The sequence below is a fragment of the Parageobacillus thermoglucosidasius genome, assembly GCF_001295365.1.
Classification (GTDB): Bacteria; Bacillota; Bacilli; order Bacillales; family Anoxybacillaceae; genus Parageobacillus; species Parageobacillus thermoglucosidasius.
The window spans coordinates 2,333,583-2,351,960 of the sequence record NZ_CP012712.1 but is presented as its reverse complement, the minus strand read 5'-3'; the positions used below and the strand labels follow the sequence as shown (position 1 = coordinate 2,351,960).

The 18,378-nt window shown below is 37.7% G+C and carries 13 protein-coding genes and 2 pseudogenes; 1 reads left to right on the top strand and 14 read right to left on the bottom strand.

Features of this window, described 5'->3' with window-relative positions:
* Window positions 1–5: 5 nt before the first annotated feature.
* The 5 genes from AOT13_RS11555 to AOT13_RS11535 form a co-directional block, all read right to left on the bottom strand.
* The gene (locus AOT13_RS11555) at window positions 6–815 is read right to left on the bottom strand and encodes a carbohydrate ABC transporter permease (protein ID WP_232511597.1); all 810 of its coding nucleotides are present in this window, start codon (window positions 813–815) and stop codon (window positions 6–8) included.
* A 96-nt stretch (window positions 816–911) separates the two neighbouring features.
* Window positions 912–1,793, bottom strand: a complete 882-nt coding sequence (locus tag AOT13_RS11550; protein WP_042385611.1) for a carbohydrate ABC transporter permease — start codon at window positions 1,791–1,793, stop codon at window positions 912–914.
* A 72-nt stretch (window positions 1,794–1,865) separates the two neighbouring features.
* Window positions 1,866–3,185 (bottom strand): extracellular solute-binding protein, encoded by a 1,320-nt coding sequence (locus AOT13_RS11545; RefSeq protein WP_042385613.1) that lies wholly within the window; start codon window positions 3,183–3,185, stop codon window positions 1,866–1,868.
* Between the two features lie 77 nt (window positions 3,186–3,262).
* Window positions 3,263–4,048, bottom strand: coding sequence for a response regulator transcription factor (locus AOT13_RS11540; RefSeq protein WP_173662680.1), 786 nt, complete (start codon window positions 4,046–4,048; stop codon window positions 3,263–3,265).
* Complete coding sequence (locus AOT13_RS11535; RefSeq protein ID WP_042385614.1) at window positions 4,017–5,792, bottom strand: cache domain-containing sensor histidine kinase; 1,776 nt, start codon at window positions 5,790–5,792, stop codon at window positions 4,017–4,019. Before AOT13_RS11535 ends, AOT13_RS11540 begins: the two co-directional genes overlap by 32 nt.
* A 258-nt stretch (window positions 5,793–6,050) precedes the next feature.
* Here AOT13_RS11535 and AOT13_RS11525 point away from each other — a divergent pair.
* Window positions 6,051–6,988, top strand: a pseudogene (locus AOT13_RS11525) (IS3 family transposase).
* A gap of 604 nt (window positions 6,989–7,592) precedes the next feature.
* Here the strand turns inward: AOT13_RS11525 and AOT13_RS11520 are convergent.
* From AOT13_RS11520 to araA, 9 genes and pseudogenes are all read right to left on the bottom strand, one after another.
* The gene (locus tag AOT13_RS11520; RefSeq protein ID WP_042385616.1) at window positions 7,593–8,801 is read right to left on the bottom strand and encodes a sn-glycerol-1-phosphate dehydrogenase; all 1,209 of its coding nucleotides are present in this window, start codon (window positions 8,799–8,801) and stop codon (window positions 7,593–7,595) included.
* Window positions 8,798–9,601: an HAD-IIA family hydrolase gene (locus AOT13_RS11515; RefSeq protein WP_042385618.1), complete on the bottom strand. Its 804-nt coding sequence runs from the start codon at window positions 9,599–9,601 to the stop codon at window positions 8,798–8,800. Before AOT13_RS11515 ends, AOT13_RS11520 begins: the two co-directional genes overlap by 4 nt.
* Window positions 9,602–9,645: 44 nt before the next feature.
* Window positions 9,646–9,878 (bottom strand): annotated as a pseudogene (locus AOT13_RS19580) (aldose epimerase family protein); the annotation flags it as partial.
* A 78-nt stretch (window positions 9,879–9,956) separates the two neighbouring features.
* Entirely contained in the window at window positions 9,957–11,465 is a 1,509-nt protein-coding gene (arfA, locus tag AOT13_RS11505) for an arabinosylfuranosidase ArfA (RefSeq protein WP_042385620.1), read from the bottom strand.
* Window positions 11,466–11,508: 43 nt separating this feature from the next.
* Window positions 11,509–12,357: a carbohydrate ABC transporter permease gene (locus AOT13_RS11500; RefSeq protein WP_042385621.1), complete on the bottom strand. Its 849-nt coding sequence runs from the start codon at window positions 12,355–12,357 to the stop codon at window positions 11,509–11,511.
* Between the two features lie 3 nt (window positions 12,358–12,360).
* Window positions 12,361–13,317 carry a carbohydrate ABC transporter permease gene (locus AOT13_RS11495; RefSeq protein ID WP_042385622.1) on the bottom strand — a complete coding sequence of 319 codons (957 nt, stop codon included), beginning with the start codon at window positions 13,315–13,317 and terminating at the stop codon, window positions 12,361–12,363.
* A 92-nt stretch (window positions 13,318–13,409) separates the two neighbouring features.
* Complete coding sequence (locus tag AOT13_RS11490) at window positions 13,410–14,711, bottom strand: ABC transporter substrate-binding protein (RefSeq protein ID WP_042385624.1); 1,302 nt, start codon at window positions 14,709–14,711, stop codon at window positions 13,410–13,412.
* Between the two features lie 492 nt (window positions 14,712–15,203).
* Window positions 15,204–16,340 carry an IS110 family RNA-guided transposase gene (locus AOT13_RS11485; RefSeq protein ID WP_042385627.1) on the bottom strand — a complete coding sequence of 379 codons (1,137 nt, stop codon included), beginning with the start codon at window positions 16,338–16,340 and terminating at the stop codon, window positions 15,204–15,206.
* Window positions 16,341–16,886: 546 nt separating this feature from the next.
* Window positions 16,887–18,377 carry an L-arabinose isomerase gene (araA, locus tag AOT13_RS11480; protein ID WP_042385629.1) on the bottom strand — a complete coding sequence of 497 codons (1,491 nt, stop codon included), beginning with the start codon at window positions 18,375–18,377 and terminating at the stop codon, window positions 16,887–16,889.
* Between the last annotated feature and the right edge of the window lies 1 nt (window position 18,378).

Genomic DNA, 18,378 nt, shown 5'->3' with positions numbered 1-18,378 from the left:
TCTAATTATCCTTTAACGGCTCCAGATGTAATTCCTTCTACAATCCGGTCGCTGAGGAAAAAGAATGTGAATAGGATTGGCAAAATACTAATCATTAAAGTGGCACCAATTGCTCCCCAATCGGTAGTATACTGTCCGATAAAATTTTGGATTCCTACGGTAAGGGTTTTATATTGATCAGAACTAATAAATGTGTTGACAAAAACAAATTCATTCCAGTTATAAATCATGTTAATAATCGCCGTCGTTACAATGACAGGAGAAGTCATTGGCAAAATAATTCGGAAAAACATCCGGTGGACAGAACATCCATCCATAATGGCTGATTCTTCTAACTCGCGCGGTAATGAGTAATAAAACCCAAGCAAAACCATTATCGTAAGCGGCAGATTAAAGCCGATATTTGTTAAAATAACAGATAATGGATGGTCTACTAATTTCATTTTCATAAAAAAGCTAAACAACGGAATCAGTGTGGAATGAACTGGAATCATCAATCCAACCATAAACAATCCCAATACAACATGTTTTAATTTCCAATTCATGCGCGTAATGGCGAAAGTGGCGAAACTAGCTAATAATACAGTGAAAATGACCGATAATGTAGTAATCCAAACGCTATTAAAAAAATAACGTCCTATATTTCCTTCCACCCATACTTTTACGTAATTTTCCCATCTAGGCGGAGATGGCAATGAAAAAAGTGGCGTATTAAATACTTCTTGGTTATTCTTAAGCGAAAAGAATAATAGCCAAATGAGAGGAAGTATTTGAAAAACTGCGAGAACAATTAGCACTATATAGAAAATGAACATACCTATCTTCTTTCCGGATTGGCCAGCTGATAGCCAGACAGTCTGCTTCTCCGTCATCGTACTTGTTTCCAATTTCTTCCACTCCTTTTTCAAAAATTAATAATATTGTACTTCCTCATTAGATTTCGTAAACTTCCGAATCAGCCAGGTAACGACTACACAAATCAATAATAGAAAGAATGCGATCGTACTTCCGTACCCAAAATTAAAACTGCGAAACGCTTTATGGTACATATAGGAGGCTATTACTTCACTTGCGCCGTTCGGTCCTCCGTCTGTCATAACATAAATGAGATCGAAATATTTCAAAGAACCGACAACAGCTAACACAATGGTTACTTTAATTACCCCTAAAATTAAAGGAATCTTAATTTTATAAGCCAATTGCAAAGGATTGGCTCCATCGATAATCGCTGCTTCTATAATCGAAGTCGGAATACTTTTTAAAGCTGCATAGTAAATCAAAATATAAAACCCTGCATATTGCCATATAATAGGGATAAAGACCGCATATAGTACAATCGAAGGATCAGCCAGCCAGTTTGGCGGATTTTCTATTCCTAAAAAGGTGAGAAAATGGTTAAGCATGCCATTAGATGGATGGTAAATTCTCAACCAAAGTTGACCAATGGCAACAGAAGACAACAACATCGGTATTAAGTAAATTTTTCTTAATAAATTTGCGCCTTTGATTTTCCCAGCGAGTACAAGGGATACGGCTAAATAACCTAACAAACTAATCACAGAAAAGACTGCTAGCAAGAATGAATGATAGACACTTTTCCAAAACATTTCATCTTTTATCAGTTCTTTATAATTATCCAAACCAATAAACTTCATCTGTCCGATGCCATCCCATTGGGTTAAGCTATAATAACCGGTCATAATGATCGGAATATAAACTAATGCTACAATCAATAACAAAGGCGGAAGTACATATAACGCGATAACCTTTTTATCAGACATCATCTTATTCATGACGTCTTCCCTCCTTTACTCGTTGATCAAAAAGGACATATTGAAAATATGTCCTTTTTGATCAAGTTTTCTTTACTTCTCTTTTGTCTTTGCAAGCGCTTCTTCATGCTGTTTGGCGAAATCTTTTGGTGTAACCTCTTCTCCAAACAATGATTGAATCAAATTCAAATGCGTCTGTGCTGCTTCCGGATTCATTTGCACATCGGCAAACAATGTGATGTTACTAGCTTTGTTTAGTTCATTGAGTACATCAATGTATAGCTGTGGCAAATCTATTTTGGCAGTGTCCACTTTCGTCGCAGGAATTACTCCTGCTTTTGTCACCGATTGCTCTCCCCACTTTTCAATGAAGAATTTTACAAATTTTTTTGCTTCTTCCTTGGCTTTAGAATTTTCAGAAACAAATAAACCTACTCCTGGGCCTCCTACCCAACTATCTGCATTTCCTTTTCCTCCATCAACGACAGGAAACTTAAAGAAACCGACTTTGTCTCTAAACTCTTTTGGTACTTCCTCATTCGTAGTAAAGTTAGGTAATTCCCATGTTCCCATGAGGTACATGGCGGCTTTTTCATTCATAAATTCTGATTTTGCCTCATCGTTAGACAGTCCATTAAATCCTTTAATAAACGCTTTCATTTTTACTAAATGTTGAACTTCTTCTGCAGCTTTGATCAAGCTTGGATCTTCAAATGTACCGTTGTCATTTATCGCATTTTTTAACGTATCCGCTCCGCCAATTCGATCAGCAAGATACATATACCATAATGACCCTGTCCAACGATCTTTATTTCCAAGTGCAATTGGTGCTACACCATTTTTAACAAGCGTTTGAACAATATTTTTAAAATCTTCATATGTTTTCGGTGGCTCTAAATGATACTTGGAAAAGATTTCTTTGTTGTAGTAAACAGGAGTGATATTTAATTCTAATGGAAGCGCATATGTTTTATTGTTAACAGCATAGGCCTCGGTTGTTCCTGCAACAAACTTATCTTTCAGCCCGGAATTCAAAATATCATCCAGCGGTGCAAATAAATTTCCTTTTACATAAGGCTCTAAAAATCCTGCAGCCCAAGTCATGCCTACATCAGGAAGTTCATTAGAAGCAGCAAGTACTTTTAATTTATTTTTATATTGTTCATTTTCCAAAACTTCTTGTTTGACCGTAACATTTGGATTTTGCTCTTCAAACTCTTTAATAATTTCATTAACAATCATATTTTGCTGCTTCGAACTTCCTGCCGGCCAAAGATGCATAAACGTGATCGTTACTTTTTTTCCATTCCCTGATGAAGATGCACCTTCATTTGCCGTACCCGAACAACCCGTTAATACAAGTGCAAAAATGATGATCATGATGCACAATAATGAATGCGCTTTCTTCAACAAATCTAATCCCCCCTTGTTTTTGCTACAATGCAATTATAGCATTGAAAAAACTAGGGAATTAAGGTAACGATGATTGGCTAAAATTCTTCTTTTTTTAGATGCTCTTTTCGAAACTGGTAAGGAGTGATTCCTTCAAACTCTTTGAACAATTTGATAAAGTATTTTGCGGTCTGATACCCTACTTCTTCTGCAATCTCGGCAATTGTTAAATCGGTTGTTATCAATAAGCTTTTGGCTTTTTGCAATCTGCACCTTGTTACATATTCGCTAAAAGTCATGTTTGTTTCCTCTTTAAACAAAGTGCTGAAATAACTAGGATTTAAATGTACGAATGAGGATACTTCACGTAAACTAAATGGTCTATTAAGATTTTCATTAATAAACCGTATTGCTTTCTTAATAACATGGGAACGCGTTCCTTCTTGGATATTGATGATCCAGTTATCAATCATTTTCTCCACGACCGCTGCTTTCTGGCGCTCTTCCCAAACCTTGATTGCTTGCTCCACCGCATTAATAAATTTATGTTTATCTACCGGTTTTAAAAGATAATTCACCACACCTAAAGTAATCGCTTCTTGCGCATATTCGAATTCAGAATAGGCTGATATGATAATAACAACCGGTTTGCTTTTCTGCTTTTCTATTGACCTGATCAGTTTTAAACCAGTAATTTCAGGCATGCGAATATCTGTGATTAACAAATGGATCGTCCGCTGATGAATAATGTTGATCGCCTCTTCCCCATTTGCCGCACAAAAAATGTCATATTTACCCGCTGACCAAGACTCTAAAGTTTTCTTTAATCCTTGTCTTGCTCGTGGCTCATCATCAACAATCAAAATCGTTCGAAAATGAATCATCGAATCCCCCGCTTTTGGGAATTTTTAAAGATATGTATGTACCTTTGCCCAATTCACTTTGAATGACCACTTTTCTATCTTCCCCATAATAAAGCTGCAGTCTTCTATTCACATTGGCAATGGCCATTCCGCTTCCTTTAAATGTCGGAAACTCCTTTTTATTTAACAACTGTTCTATTTCCTGTAGAGTTTTTTCATCCATTCCAACACCATCGTCTATTACTTTAATAAGTAAATCAGGGGAATGATCCAATTCTTCTACGGTGACCAACACAGAACCTTGTTCCATTTTATTGCCAATTCCATGCAAAACGGCATTTTCTACTAACGGCTGAATTAACAGTTTTGGTATCCGGACATCTAAACAGCGCGCTGGGACTACGATATCCCATATGAGACGATCTCCCCATCTTAATTTCATGATTTCCATGTAACGTCGAATATGTTCTATTTCTTCGCGAAGTGTTACCCATTCGTCATGTTTGGAGCTACTTATAATATAGCGAAATAATTGAGACATATTAAGGACAAATTGCGATAATTCTTCTTCTTCCTTCTCTACAAGGGACCAATAAAGGGCGTCAAGCGTGTTAAAAAGAAAATGGGGATTTATTTGCGCCTGCAGGGCTTTCAGCTCCGCGCGGCTGCGAACTAACTCCTTTTCATAAACTACTTGAATTAAGTGTTTAATATTCTCTACTAATGCATTATATGTTTCATTCAACTCATTAATTTCAACCGTTGACGAAATCGGCGGGCTTTTCCTTAACTCGCCGTTTCTGCCGCGTTGCATGATTTTTGTTAATCGCAAAATCGGCTGAGTAATCATCGTAGAGAGAGAAAAAGAAAATATCAAAAAAATACAGAAACCGATCGTCCCGGAAAGAATAATCGCATTTTTAAGGATCGACACCCCTTCGGTGAGAAACTTGACAGGAGTTACAATTACAAGCGTCCATCCTGTTAACCCAGACAGTTGTTTCACCACTAAATACTCTTGCCCCTCTTTCCGAATCATCGCTTGTTTTGCGTTAACAAGCTTTCGAAAATTTCCATGGTAATTTGAAAAAAGGACATTGGAGTTAGAATCCATAAGAATGATATAGCCTTTCTTTTCTCCAGGAGAATAAAAATAATCGTTAAATTGAAAATAATCTTGATTCACGCGAACCAATAAATAGCCACCCGGAGAAAACCACCGATCCATTAGGCGGATTTGCCGCAAAGCTAGAAAATATCCCGGAGCCTTAGGATCACGGCCAACCCAGACCATTTTTCCCTTTGCCTCAGAAGCTTGTCGAATCCATTTAATACCTACACGGTCACCTAAATTTTCTTCATCTAATGGAAATATTTTTTTGTAGTCATTCGTATAAAATTCAAAAGAATGAATTCCATCAGAATACGCTTGAAACGTATTTACAATGTGCATTAATTCCTGTTTTTCCCTAAATCCGGGAGAGTAACCGTTAGCTATTTTCAAGAACAACTGTTGTACATATATATTGGTGGCAACCTGGTTTGTCAATGCGCCAATTTGTTTATAAAGCGCTTCCAAACGTCCGTTAGCATGCATCACTGTCTGCTCGATCTGCTTCTCAGCGTTGTTTTTCAGCAATGCAGAAACTAAATGAAATGTCATAATTCCCACAAAACATAGCACAATGATCATTACAGCTAAAAAGACAAGCAAAATTTGATTGCGAAGTGTATTAAATTTATATAATCTCTTCTTCCATTTCAATATCGTTATTCCCCCCTCATCATACAATTGTTGCTTTCATGAACAATGTTTCTTGCATAATAAAGGATGAATAATAGTTGGGTCACTAAACTAAGCAGTAATCATATTCTCTGTTATCCATAATAGTATATTCTAGAAAAACAGAAAAGACAGATTTAAAGAGACGGACTCAAAAGGTTGTTTGATGTTAGTCTAGATTATAGACACAACGAATAGAGAAATATATAGTAAATCTATCAATCATCGGGAGTGTCTATAATGACAAGACGTTTTGATAAAGAATTCAAAATACATGCAGTAAAATTAATGGTCGAGGAAGGAAAAGCGGTCGCTCAAACCGCAAGATAACTCGATATTTCGCCAAAAACTCTTCATAAATGGGTCGCAGATTATAAAAAAGATGCCGAACTAGTTTTGTCGGAAGCGGAAACCTTAAACCTGAAGATCAAGAAAAGCGCGAACTACAAAAACGCATCCGTGACCTTGAGGAGGAAAACGCTATTTTAAAAAAGGCCATGAGCATCTTCGCCAAAAAACGGTCGCCAGAATCATGAAAGATGGGGACATTCGTTCAAAAACAAAGAAAAAATATAAGGCAACCACGAACTCGAAGCATCATTGCCTGTGTATCCCAACTTATTGAATCAGCAGTTTGAAGTCAATGAGCCGAATCAAGTAGGGGTGGCGGATATCACGTATATTTGGACGAAAGAAGGCTGGCTGTATTTAGCATCCATCATGGATTTGTTTTCTCGTAAAATTGTAGGCTGGTATCTTTCCGAGCGCATGACAAAGGAGTTAGTGATCAAAGCATTCCACCGGGCCATCCATCAGCGAAATCCCCAACCTGGTCTGATTCCCCATTCGGATCAAGGGAGCCAGTATGCATCGAATGAATATCAAGCCATGTTGAGGCAATACGGAATCCAGACGAGCATGAGCCGGAAAGGAAACTGTTATGACAACGCATGTGCCGAATCGTTTCACAGCATCCTTAAAAAGGAACTCATTTTCCACGAAACGAAACCTTTACAACAAGGGAAGAAGCGAAACAACGGATTTTTGAATACATCGAGTGTTTTTATAATGCCCAACGAATTCATTCAGCAAATGGGTACATGTCGCCAATGGAGTATGAGAAGATGCATCAGCAAGGCAAACAGCAGCAACGCTTCTCTCCACAAGTCACGATATAAGGGGCATCTTTCCTCTTGAGAAGGGGAAGGGTTTACCAAACCGTTCTTCTTCTCAAGAGGCCACCAAACGAAGTGCGGTAGTAGGGTTTTAAAATTTTTCTCGATTTTACGTGTCTATTTTCTTGACATAATACCAGTTTGACTACAACAGAATATCATATAATCGATTTCTTTATATTGTTTGATGCGTATTACGGTAGCACAAAAGGGTGTCCCGTCACTTTTGGGACACCCTCTTTATTGTCAACAAAGCGGAATGTCTTGAACCTACTTTGTCCTATAATATATATTTCCAGATAAAATTATACGAATGCAAAGGAAGGACGATGCTCTATCTTCCATTAGGTAACCTGTCAATTTTTTCAAATTCATGTCGGCACCGACGCACATCACCTGCGCCTGATTTTTATAATCTCCAGTAATAAGTACAACGTAAACCTTTCTTCTTTTCTATATCGGCAAAATCCCATTAAATCGTTTCTTTTCAGAAGGCATACACAGTACTTTGGGACATATTGTAAATATTATGCTTCTTTATAATCGTCCTGCCATAGTAGGATTTTACCATTTCATATGTCTATTCTCTTAACATAATACTGCTTCACTATTTAACAAATTCATTTAGAAAACGTAATATAGTAAATCGATCACGTAAATGATATGCTTCTTTAAGGCCTCTATCAACCAATTCTTGATCGATCCCAAGTTGTTCTGGAGTGCAAGCACCTTCTACTCTTTCCATCATGGAGCGCAGTTCCGATGGAGATGGCAGCGATTGAAACCATTCTTTTATTTTTTGTCTGTTTCTCTCCAACAGTTCTATCGTCTTGTGGCCTAATAATGCTTTATTTTCTTTTAAATCATTTAATAAGGGGATGAAAAAATGATTGGTATATACTTCCGCAATTAATGATGTGGAAACCCCTACTTTAGCTCCGTGAAGCACTTGTGGCCTTTTCTTTCGCAAAAATTCCATTTCCCAATAATGAGATAGATGGTGTTCTCCACCAGATGCTGGATATGATTGTCCCATTATCAGCATCGCTATTCCCGATTGCAGAAGCGCGTTCATTAAAATCCGCACTCCTTCTTCTTCTGCGGCAGCGATTTTCTCGATATTGTTGACGCACTCCTGCAACGACTCTTGAGTAATCTTGTCCACAAGCGGACAATATGGCTCGCTAGCAACAAGATGGCCAAAACGCCAGTCAATAAGCGAAGTGTATTTGGCCATCATATCCCCAAATCCCGCTGCGATCATCCGTTTAGGTGCTTGTTTTAATACATTAATATCCGCAAATACCGCAATAGGCGCCTGTGCTTGAATAGTCTTTTTTACTCCTCGGATAATTAACGGCGCGCCCATAGAGGTAAATCCGTCAACAGATGGAGCTGTTGGCACAGAAATAAAGGGAACTTTCATTTTATAGCTGCAAAAGCGTGTAATATCATGAATCGTTCCAGATCCAACCGCTACTATTGCATCAACATCCTGAGGAATCTCCAAAAGTGCTTGTACAATGGACACTTCATCTGCTATAACATCACCATTTTCATTTGGCTGAATGAAACAAACAGTATGACGAATTGGTTCCCCTTGCAATAATGCGCTCAACTGCCGCCCGGCTGCTTCAAATGTATGTTGATCTACAATTAAAGCGACTGTTTGATATTTTTTGCTTTGCAAGTATATAACTAATTGTTGTAAAGCATCATCGCTGATCATAATTGTTTCAATTGGGATGTCATTATGGTTGTTCCCACAGTGACATTGTTTAGCAAGAGCTTCAATTTCTATTAATGTTCGCCTCATTGCCCTGCCTCCTCCCCAAGTCGAACGATATCATAAATCGAATCAATGATATAGTCAGGGCGTTCCTTTTCTAATAACGAATCGAGAAGTTTTCTTTTTGCATTTCCAGACAAGACAAGCGCTGTTTTCATTCCATGCATACGCCCCATCCGAATATCCGACTCAATACTATCGCCAATGATCAGGCACTTTGTCGGGCTTACTTGCAAATAACGTAAAGCAGCTTCCACCATAAAACAAGAAGGTTTACCTAAAATGAGTTCCACTTTTCGTCCTGTTGTTGCTTCAATAGCTCCAATCATTCCTGCCACATCTATGGCATTTCCGTTCTCATTTGGAAATGTTTTATCTGCATTTGTCGCAATTATTCTCGCACCGTGCTGCACAGCTTGAAACGCTAAATTAAAATCATCGTATGTCATTGTTTCGTGTAGTGTTATAACTAGAAAATCCGCTTCTTCCGGTTTTCTTGCTAATTGAATATGATAACGCTGAAGCTCTTCCTGTAATCCATAATCTCCTAATGTCCATACTTTGCAAAACGGATAATGTACGTGCAGAAATTCTGCCGTAACTGTAGACGACAAAATAATTTCTTCTTCCCGTACACTAATTCTCCATTCCTTTAACCGCTCGTGGCACATTCTCTGTGATAAGTTGCCACGATTGCTAACAAACGCGATTCGCTTACCAAGAGAGCGCAAGTATGCAACCGCATCGTCTGCTTTAGGAATCAACTTTTTTCCTTTGAAGATAGTACCATCTAAATCAATGAGAACCGCCTCAATTTCTTGTAGCACTTGTTCTCCCTTGCCCCTTCCGCAAAAACTTTTGTGACTTATGTTTATGATTTCAAAACACCAAATTTGTACTTAGTCATGATGAATAGTTCTTATCTGCCTGTAATACATAAGAAGGAAAATAAGGATGATGAATAGCATCAGGCAGCTCTTGTGTTTTCAAACAAATCCCTAAAAATTTTCGTGATGGTACACTGTAAATATCCATTCCTGATTGCAGCTGGTTTCCTGTGTATACTACTACTCCTACTTCATCTGTTTCGACCGTCAATTTTCTCCTTTTTATTAATCTTATATTTACATCAAAGGGATAGGCTGGTCCATCCTTAACTGAATTAGACCAGCCTACTTCCATTTATTTCTTAGCCAAACGAATCACATTCCACGATAGTTTTGGCAGCTTGGCTACTACTTTTCCATCTGATAGATGGGCGTTTCCATTGTTGTGTGGAACAACAGGGGAGTGGGTTGCCGAATTGGTTTGTTTTACGTTCTCATGTTCTAAAATAATATGTTCGATAACTTGGTACCCATCGAAATTACGAATATCGCACTCCAGCAACAACGGATCTTCCAAGTCGCGGTTGACCGCAAAAATCGTAAGTTCCTCGTTTTCTTCATTATAAACAGCGATTGCCTCCAAATAAGGAACATCGGTAAAGTCTTTGCTGTCATATTTTGGGCTAGAAATTATCGGATGGAGTGCTACTCCTCTTCCATATGCAGATGCATGCATAAATGGATAGTAAATGGTTTGTTTCCAAGCTGGTCCATTTTTCTCTGTCATGATTGGTGCAATTACATTCACCAATTGCGCTAAACAAGCAATTTTCACACGATCAGCATGTTTCATCAATGTAATCAACATGCATCCAACTAATAATGCATCTTCAAAGTTATAAATATCTTCCAATAAAGGAGGAGCAATCGTCCAAGGTTCGATTAACTTATCGGCTTCGTTAGAGTGGTACCAAACATTCCATTCATCAAACGAGAGATGGATCGTTTTTTTGCTGCGCTTTTTCGCTTTAATATAATCAGCAATCGCAATGACAGAACGGATGAAATCGTCCATTTCTAATGTAAGGGCTAAGTAGTTTGCTGTGTCATTATCCCGATTCCCGTAGTATTGATGCAGCGAGATATATTCTACATGTTCATACGTATGATCAAGAACTGTTGCCTCCCATTCAGCAAAGGTTGGCATGTTGCGGTGGGAACTTCCACAAACGACAAGCTCAATAGTTGGATCGACCCATTTCATTACCTTTGCCGCTTCGCAGGCAATGCGCCCATATTCTACCGCAGTCTTATGGCCGATTTGCCATGGACCGTCCATTTCATTTCCTAAACACCACGTTTTAATCTTATGCGGTTCTTTGTAGCCGTGGGAAATACGTAAATCACTATAATACGAACCTGATGGATGGTTGCAATATTCGACTAAGTTGCGAGCAGCATCAATGCCGCGTGTTCCTAAGTTAACCGCCATATTTACTTCAGCATTGACAAGTTTCGCCCACTCCACGAATTCATTGACACCGATTTCATTTGTTTCAATCGATTTCCACGCTAACTCCAAACGCCGCGGCCGCTTTTCTTTCGGGCCTACCCCATCTTCCCAGTTATACCCGGAAACAAAGTTTCCTCCTGGGTAACGAATTAATGGAACCTGCAGTTCTTTTACCAATTCAATAACATCTCTTCGAAATCCTCTTTCGTCAGCTTGTGGATGACCAGGATCATAAATCCCTCCATATACTGCACGGCCAAGATGCTCTATAAATGAGCCATAAATCCGCTTATCGATTTCCGCAATTCTGAAATCTTTTTCGACGATCATTTTGGCTTTTTTTGTGTTCATATTCTTCATCCTTTCATATTTATTACTAAAAATACTATTGTCATTAACCTTTTACTCCCCCTGCAGTCATTCCTTCGATAAAATAGCGTTGGAAGAAAATATACAAAATCAAAACTGGAATTATTGCTAATACAGATCCTGCAATTAAAACATCGTAGTTATTTCCATAAGGAGTTAGTAATGTTGACAAGCCTATCGGTAATGTAAGTTTATCATTTGTTCTTAAAACAATTAATGGCCATAGAAAATTATTCCAACTACTTAAAGCTTGTAGAATAGCCATAGAGGCAAAAGCAGGTTTCATCAACGGAACCATGATTCTGAAAAAAATTCCTATTTCTGTACAACCGTCCATTCTAGCTGCATCAATTAACTCTTTTGGTAACCCGCTAGCATATTGGCGAAAGAAAAAGACTGGTATAGGTGCCACTACAAATGGAAGAAAAGCTCCTAAGAGTGTATTCATTAATCCCAAACTAATAGTCAATTTGTATAATGGAAGCATAATAATCTCAAGCGGTATCATCATCACTACGAGAACCATGCCAAAAATTAAATTTTTAAACTTAAAATCATAAACAGCTAATCCATAACCAACCATACTAGAAAATAAAAGAGAAAATAGTGTAGAAAATACCGTAATAATAATGCTATTCTTATACCATGTAAAATAGTCTGATCCACCTGATAATATAAACGAATAATTCTTTAAAGTTAGAACTTCAGGCTGTATTTTTAGATTCAAACCAAATCTTAAAATTTCTTGTGATGGCTTAAAAGAGCCTAAAATTATAGCAAATAAAGGAAATAAAGCAAAAACTGAGATTAAGATAAAAAAGATGAAAAGAATAATCGATGCCAGTTTCCTTTTATAACGCGTATTTATTTCCATTCATCACTCCTCCTTTCTAAACATTCCTAAAAACTTTAACTGTGTAATAGTAATAATAAAAGTTATAAGTAGTAATGTAATACCAATCGCTGACCCAAAACCCAAATTATTTTGTTCTATGCCATTTCGATACAAATATCCTACAATAGTTAAACCAATATCATTCGGAGAGCGATTGCTGCCATAGAGCATATAACTTTCTGCAAACATTGAATAACCACCATAAATACTAATTGTTAAGACATAAACTGTAATTGGTTTTAATAATGGTAGAGTAATATATATAAACTTTTGCCATGTAGAAGCACCGTCAATCTCAGCAGATTCATATAACTCTTTAGGTATATTCTGCAAACCGGCTAAATAGTACAGTAGATTAACCCCCATCCATCGCCATGTCGCCAATACAACTAATGCAAACATGCTGGTACCCGAACTATTAAGCCAAGCTCTACTTTCTCCCCCAAAAAAAGTTATTATTGAGTTCAATAGCGCTCCTTCCTGACTTCCAAAAATAAGTCTGAAGATAATACCTGCTACAACCACTGATGTTAAAGCAGGGATAAAAGTTATTGAACGAAATATATTCTTCGCAAACATCATTTTGGAGTTTAAAAATACAGCTAACACTAGTGGAAATGGAATTAGTATCAAAAGAGTGAGAATGGTATAAATAGTACTATTCTTAATCGCTTTTAAAAAAGTTGGATTCCACAAATTTTTATAATTTTCAAGTCCAATAAACGTTGTTTCACCAGGAAGAACTTCCTGAAAACTCATAATAATAGTCGAAAAAACTGGATAGGCAAAAAAGATACAAAATGATAAGATAAAAGGTAGTACGAAAAAATATGGTGCTATATTTTGTGAATAAAGAACGTTTGGGACTCTTATTCTTTTTTTCACGTTAACAACATGATTACTCTTATTGCGCTGAGTATTTATAGTGCCATTAGACATCTAATCCCCTCCTGTAATTGAATGAAAATATTAAAAAGGGGGGTATCACTAGATATACTAAAGCTAGTGATACCTTTTTCTTATGTGATCTATCATTTAAGTTCTTTAGTTACTTCTTTTAATACTTTTTCAGGATCTTCCATATCGACTAACGTTCTATAAAGAATTTTTGTTTTTATCGCATCTGAAACTTCAGGAGTTCTCTCTCCAATTTTTACCCCTTCTATTTCATCTTTAATTTCCAATAATATATCAAAAATATTTGAACCGAAATATTCAGTGAATTTATTCGATTCTCTCAATTCAGGTGAATTCCACACATCTTTACGTATAGGATCAAAACCAAGTTGCTTCCATATTTCAATATTTCCTTCCTTAGAAAGTTTTGCATATGCTAAAAACTCCTTAGCCAATTGCGGGTGTTTAGATTGATTAGTTACAACCGTACCTGTTCCTCCCATACCTGCAGAACGAGGTGATCCTATTTCCCAAGACGGCATAGGTTTAATTACAATCTTTCCTTTTAAATCTGGCATATAATCTACAAATCTACCCATATACCACATCGGCATCCAAACAGATGCTGCCCCACCTTTGTTCATAAATCCGTAATATTCTTCAGCATGATGAAAATTGCCAGGTGCAGCGATAGCAATACCCTCTTTTATCAATTTTTGTTGATATTTAAGAACCTTAATAATCTGCGGATCGTCTAAATTTACTTTTCCGTTCTCATCCAAAAAATCAACAGAACCTTTTAATTGGGCTACTTGTGGCCACAGTGACCATTGGTCAGTAGTTTCTAACGTAGTCATTGGTTTACCTGTTTTTTCCAAAACTGTTTTACCTGCTTTTTCGAAATCATCCCAAGTTTTAATATCATCAGGATTTACTCCGGCTTTATCCAAAATCTCCTTATTGTAGTAAATAACAGAAGCACCTACATGAAAATCTATGCCATAATATTTTCCGTCTTTCGAATAAATATCTAATCTAGATTGAACAATACTGTTTTGTTCTGGTTCTATCACATCATTCAAAGGTAAAATCTGTGGTTTTCCTTTTAAAAAATTAGCAAACTTACTAATTTCAATATCTGCTAAATCAGGAGCACCTTTTCCAGACTGAAGAGCAACTAGTAATTTGTTATGTGCATCTTCATACGGGTAAACATTGACAACTAAATTAATTTTCTTATTTGGATGAGATTCATTCCATAATTTTGCCATATGCGAGTAGTACTTCCCATGTAATTCATTAAATGTCCAAAGCTCCAATTTCGTTCCGTTTTTCTCGTTGCCACTGACTTCTTCCTTATTATTCCCGCTACAGCCTGCTAATATCATTGAAAACGCAAAAATGATAGTTACTAAAAACAATAATCGTTTTCTCATATACACTCTCCCCCCTAATTGAAAAATCGTTTTGTTTAACCTATCAACAATTAATAGTCCCCCACTTTACACATAAACATATAAAAAATTACAAACAAATTTACCACAAAAACAATAAATGTACGTATAAATAATAAATGTCACCCCCTACTATCCGTCTGTAAAAGGGATCAAAAACTTACAACAAATTAAAATGTAAGCGCATTCTTAATGTTTATTGTATCTTATTTGTTCGTACATGTCAAAGTATTGTTTGACATTTTTAAATAAATTTTATTTTATAACTATTTTATATGTACTTATATTATTTAAGTTTTTTCATGATGATTGTATTAAAAACAACATATTTTCTGTGAAAATCAATGAAACATGGTCGAATCGGTATACCCCACGATCAAATTGGATACCCTGTTAATGACCAAAAACGGCAATAAGAAGCAGAGCTACCTTATTTTTAGATATCTCGTATAGTTCTTCGTCTTTTTGGTTATACTAATAGGTTGGCTGTTCTCGAAACGGTTCTTTTCGAGAAAGCATGCAGTAAATGATTGTAAGCATTCGGTGCGCCATCGCAACGAGTGCTTTTTTCTTTCCCCTGCGTGCCGCCAGTGACCAATATTTCGCTGCCAATCGTTGATTCCTGCATCGAGATAACGCCCACGCTGCCTCACATAACGCGGATTTGATATGGGGATTTCCCTTCATCGTTCGGGTACTTTTCCGTTTCCCTGCACTTTCATGATTCCCTGGAGCCACTCCATCCCATGAAGCGAGGTGTTGCGAAGTTGGGAACTGTCCCATATCGACTCCGATTTCAGCGATGATCACGGCAGCGGTTTCTTTTTTGACTCCCGGTATGGTCACAAGAAGCTCCATCTCTTGTTTGTAGGCTTGTAAGAGTTGGTCGATTCGCTCTTCGATTTCTCGAAGTAAGCTTTCCAACGATTCGATATGCTTCCAAGATTGGCGAATCATAAACAACTGATGCTCGGTCAATGTTCCAAAGAGAGAATCTTGAATTTGTTGTCTTTTTCCTTTCATTCTCCCATGAATGCAGGCATCAATCTCTGGTTCCTCGATATATCCTTGTTTCATTAGGCGTTCAAGTAGTTTTCGCCCAGATACACCAAATATGTCCGAAATGACAGAACTTAACTTGATATTCGAACACTCTAACACTTTTTGTATCCGATTTTTCTCAGCGGTCAATTGCCCAATCCACTTTTTCCGTAAACGGGTCAAATCTCGCAATTCCCGAATGTCCGCAGGCGGAACGAAACTCTTCTCGATCAGCCCATAACGCAATAATTTGGCGATCCATTCGGCATCGGAGACATCTGTCTTTCGACCGGGAACATTTTTGATGCGCTGGGCATTAGCGAGAGTAATGTCAAAATAGTCTTCCAAAATGTTGAACACGGGTTTCCAGTAAACACCGGTACTTTCCATCGCAATATGAGTGACCCCACGATCTTCTAACCATTTCAGAAGACGAAACAAATCTTTCGTGAAAGTAGGGAATGTTTCGATTTCCTTTTGAATGTGATCTTCTTCTCCAAGAAGGACACAAACCACAATGGTTTCGGCATGGACATCTAATCCCGCACAACGATGATAAAGAACATCCATGATTCTTACTCCTTCCATTGATGAATTCGCAAACAGTGAGTCCACTTGTACGTTAGGCATTTTTCTGTTCGTAGTCACCTTTTCACATGAAAAGGGCTCACAATGGGTGGAACACCAAATGGACTCAAACAGTTTTAGTTACAGGGTCGAACCACTATTAAGAAAAACGTCTTCTAAACTGTTTGCGTTCATATCCATTATGGGAAGAAAGGGTTGATTTTCATGCATGGGTGGGGAGTAAAATTTACTCATGGATGTTTTAGTTTAAAAATTTTACGCCAACAAATCTGCCTAGCTAGTCTATTAACTCATTTGCTTTCCTGAATTTTAATAATTATGTAATACGATCAAGAAAGATTTCCTTGAATATTTTACCACTATCCCCTTATGTGCATATATGTACGTATAAATATGCTGATGATGTATAAAACACACAGATGATCCTTTTATAACTTTCAATTCTCATAAAAGATTCTTTCTCAAAAAAAGACATGGGCTAGTGCAACTCTAGTCCATGTCCTTTTGAAAGAAGTACCTGTCTTTACGTTATCGACTTATCCAAAACATTTCGTTCCATCTGAGCTCTTTTCGAATCGATTGTGGGATGGTGTTCTCGTTGATGACTATACATTCAATGCCTGCCATTTCTGCCCAATCTTGCAACTGTTCTGTTGTAACTGCAAAAGAGAAGCAAGTATGATGAGCCCCTCCTGCCAAAATCCACGCTTCTGCCGAATCACGAAGCGATGGGCGCGGTTTCCACAAAATTCTTGCTACTGGAAGTTTCGGCATTTCTTTTTCTGGTTTTACTGCATCCACTTCATTTATGACAAGACGGAAGCGATGACCTAAATCAATTAACGAAGCATTAACAGCCGCACCTGCGTCTCCATCAAAAACGAGACGAGCCGGATCTTCTTTTCCGCCGATAGAAAGAGGATGAACTTCGATTCTTGGCCGGGTTGCCGCAATCGTTGGACATACTTCTAGCATGTGAGCACCAAGGATCATTTCATTTCCATGTTCAAAATGATACGTATAATCTTCCATAAACGATGTCCCTTTTCCATCAGCCATAATCTTCATCACGCGAACAAGCGCGGCAGTCTTCCAATCCCCTTCTCCGCCAAATCCATATCCTTCTGCCATTAACCGCTGTACCGCAAGCCCTGGAAGCTGCTTCATTCCGTGCAAATCCTCAAACGTAGTCGTAAACGCTGTAAAATTCCTTTCTTCTAAAAATGCTTTCAATCCAAGTTCAATCCGGGCTTGTTCACGGATCGATTCGCGTACTGGACCTTCATGAAAGCCTTCCGGAACAATATCGTACAATTCTGCATATTCATCAAAAAGTTCGTTTACTTTTTGTTCCGGTACATCTTTTATATATTGCACCAAATCTCCAATTCCATAACCATTCACTGACCAGCCAAACTTAATTTGAGCTTCTACTTTGTCTCCTTCTGTAACGGCCACTTCTCGCATATTGTCTCCAAAACGAGCCACTTTTAAATTTCGGCTTTCGGTAAAAGCAACAGCAGTACGCATCCATCTTCCAAGCCGCTCACGAACATCTGGATCTTCCCAATGACCGACTACAACTTTCCGGGCAATCCCCATTCTGGCTCCGATAAATCCGTATTCTCGGTCACCATGTGCAGACTGGTTCAGATTCATAAAATCCATATCAATGCTGTCCCATGGAATATCACGATTAAATTGCGTATGGAGATGCAATAACGGTTTTCTTAACTCGGAAAGACCTCCGATCCACATTTTGGCAGGAGAAAATGTATGCATCCATGTAATGATTCCTGCACATTCATCATTCGCGTTAGCTTCTATACAAAGTTTCCGAATCCCCTCAGAAGTTGTTACAACTGGTTTAAAAACTAGTTTAAACGGAATAATAGAATCGCGATTTAATCCTTCCACAATGACTCTAGAATGCTCCTCTACTTGTTTCAATGTTTCTTCTCCGTATAGGTGCTGGCTTCCGGTAACAAACCAAAATTCATATGGTCGCAGTTGTAACATC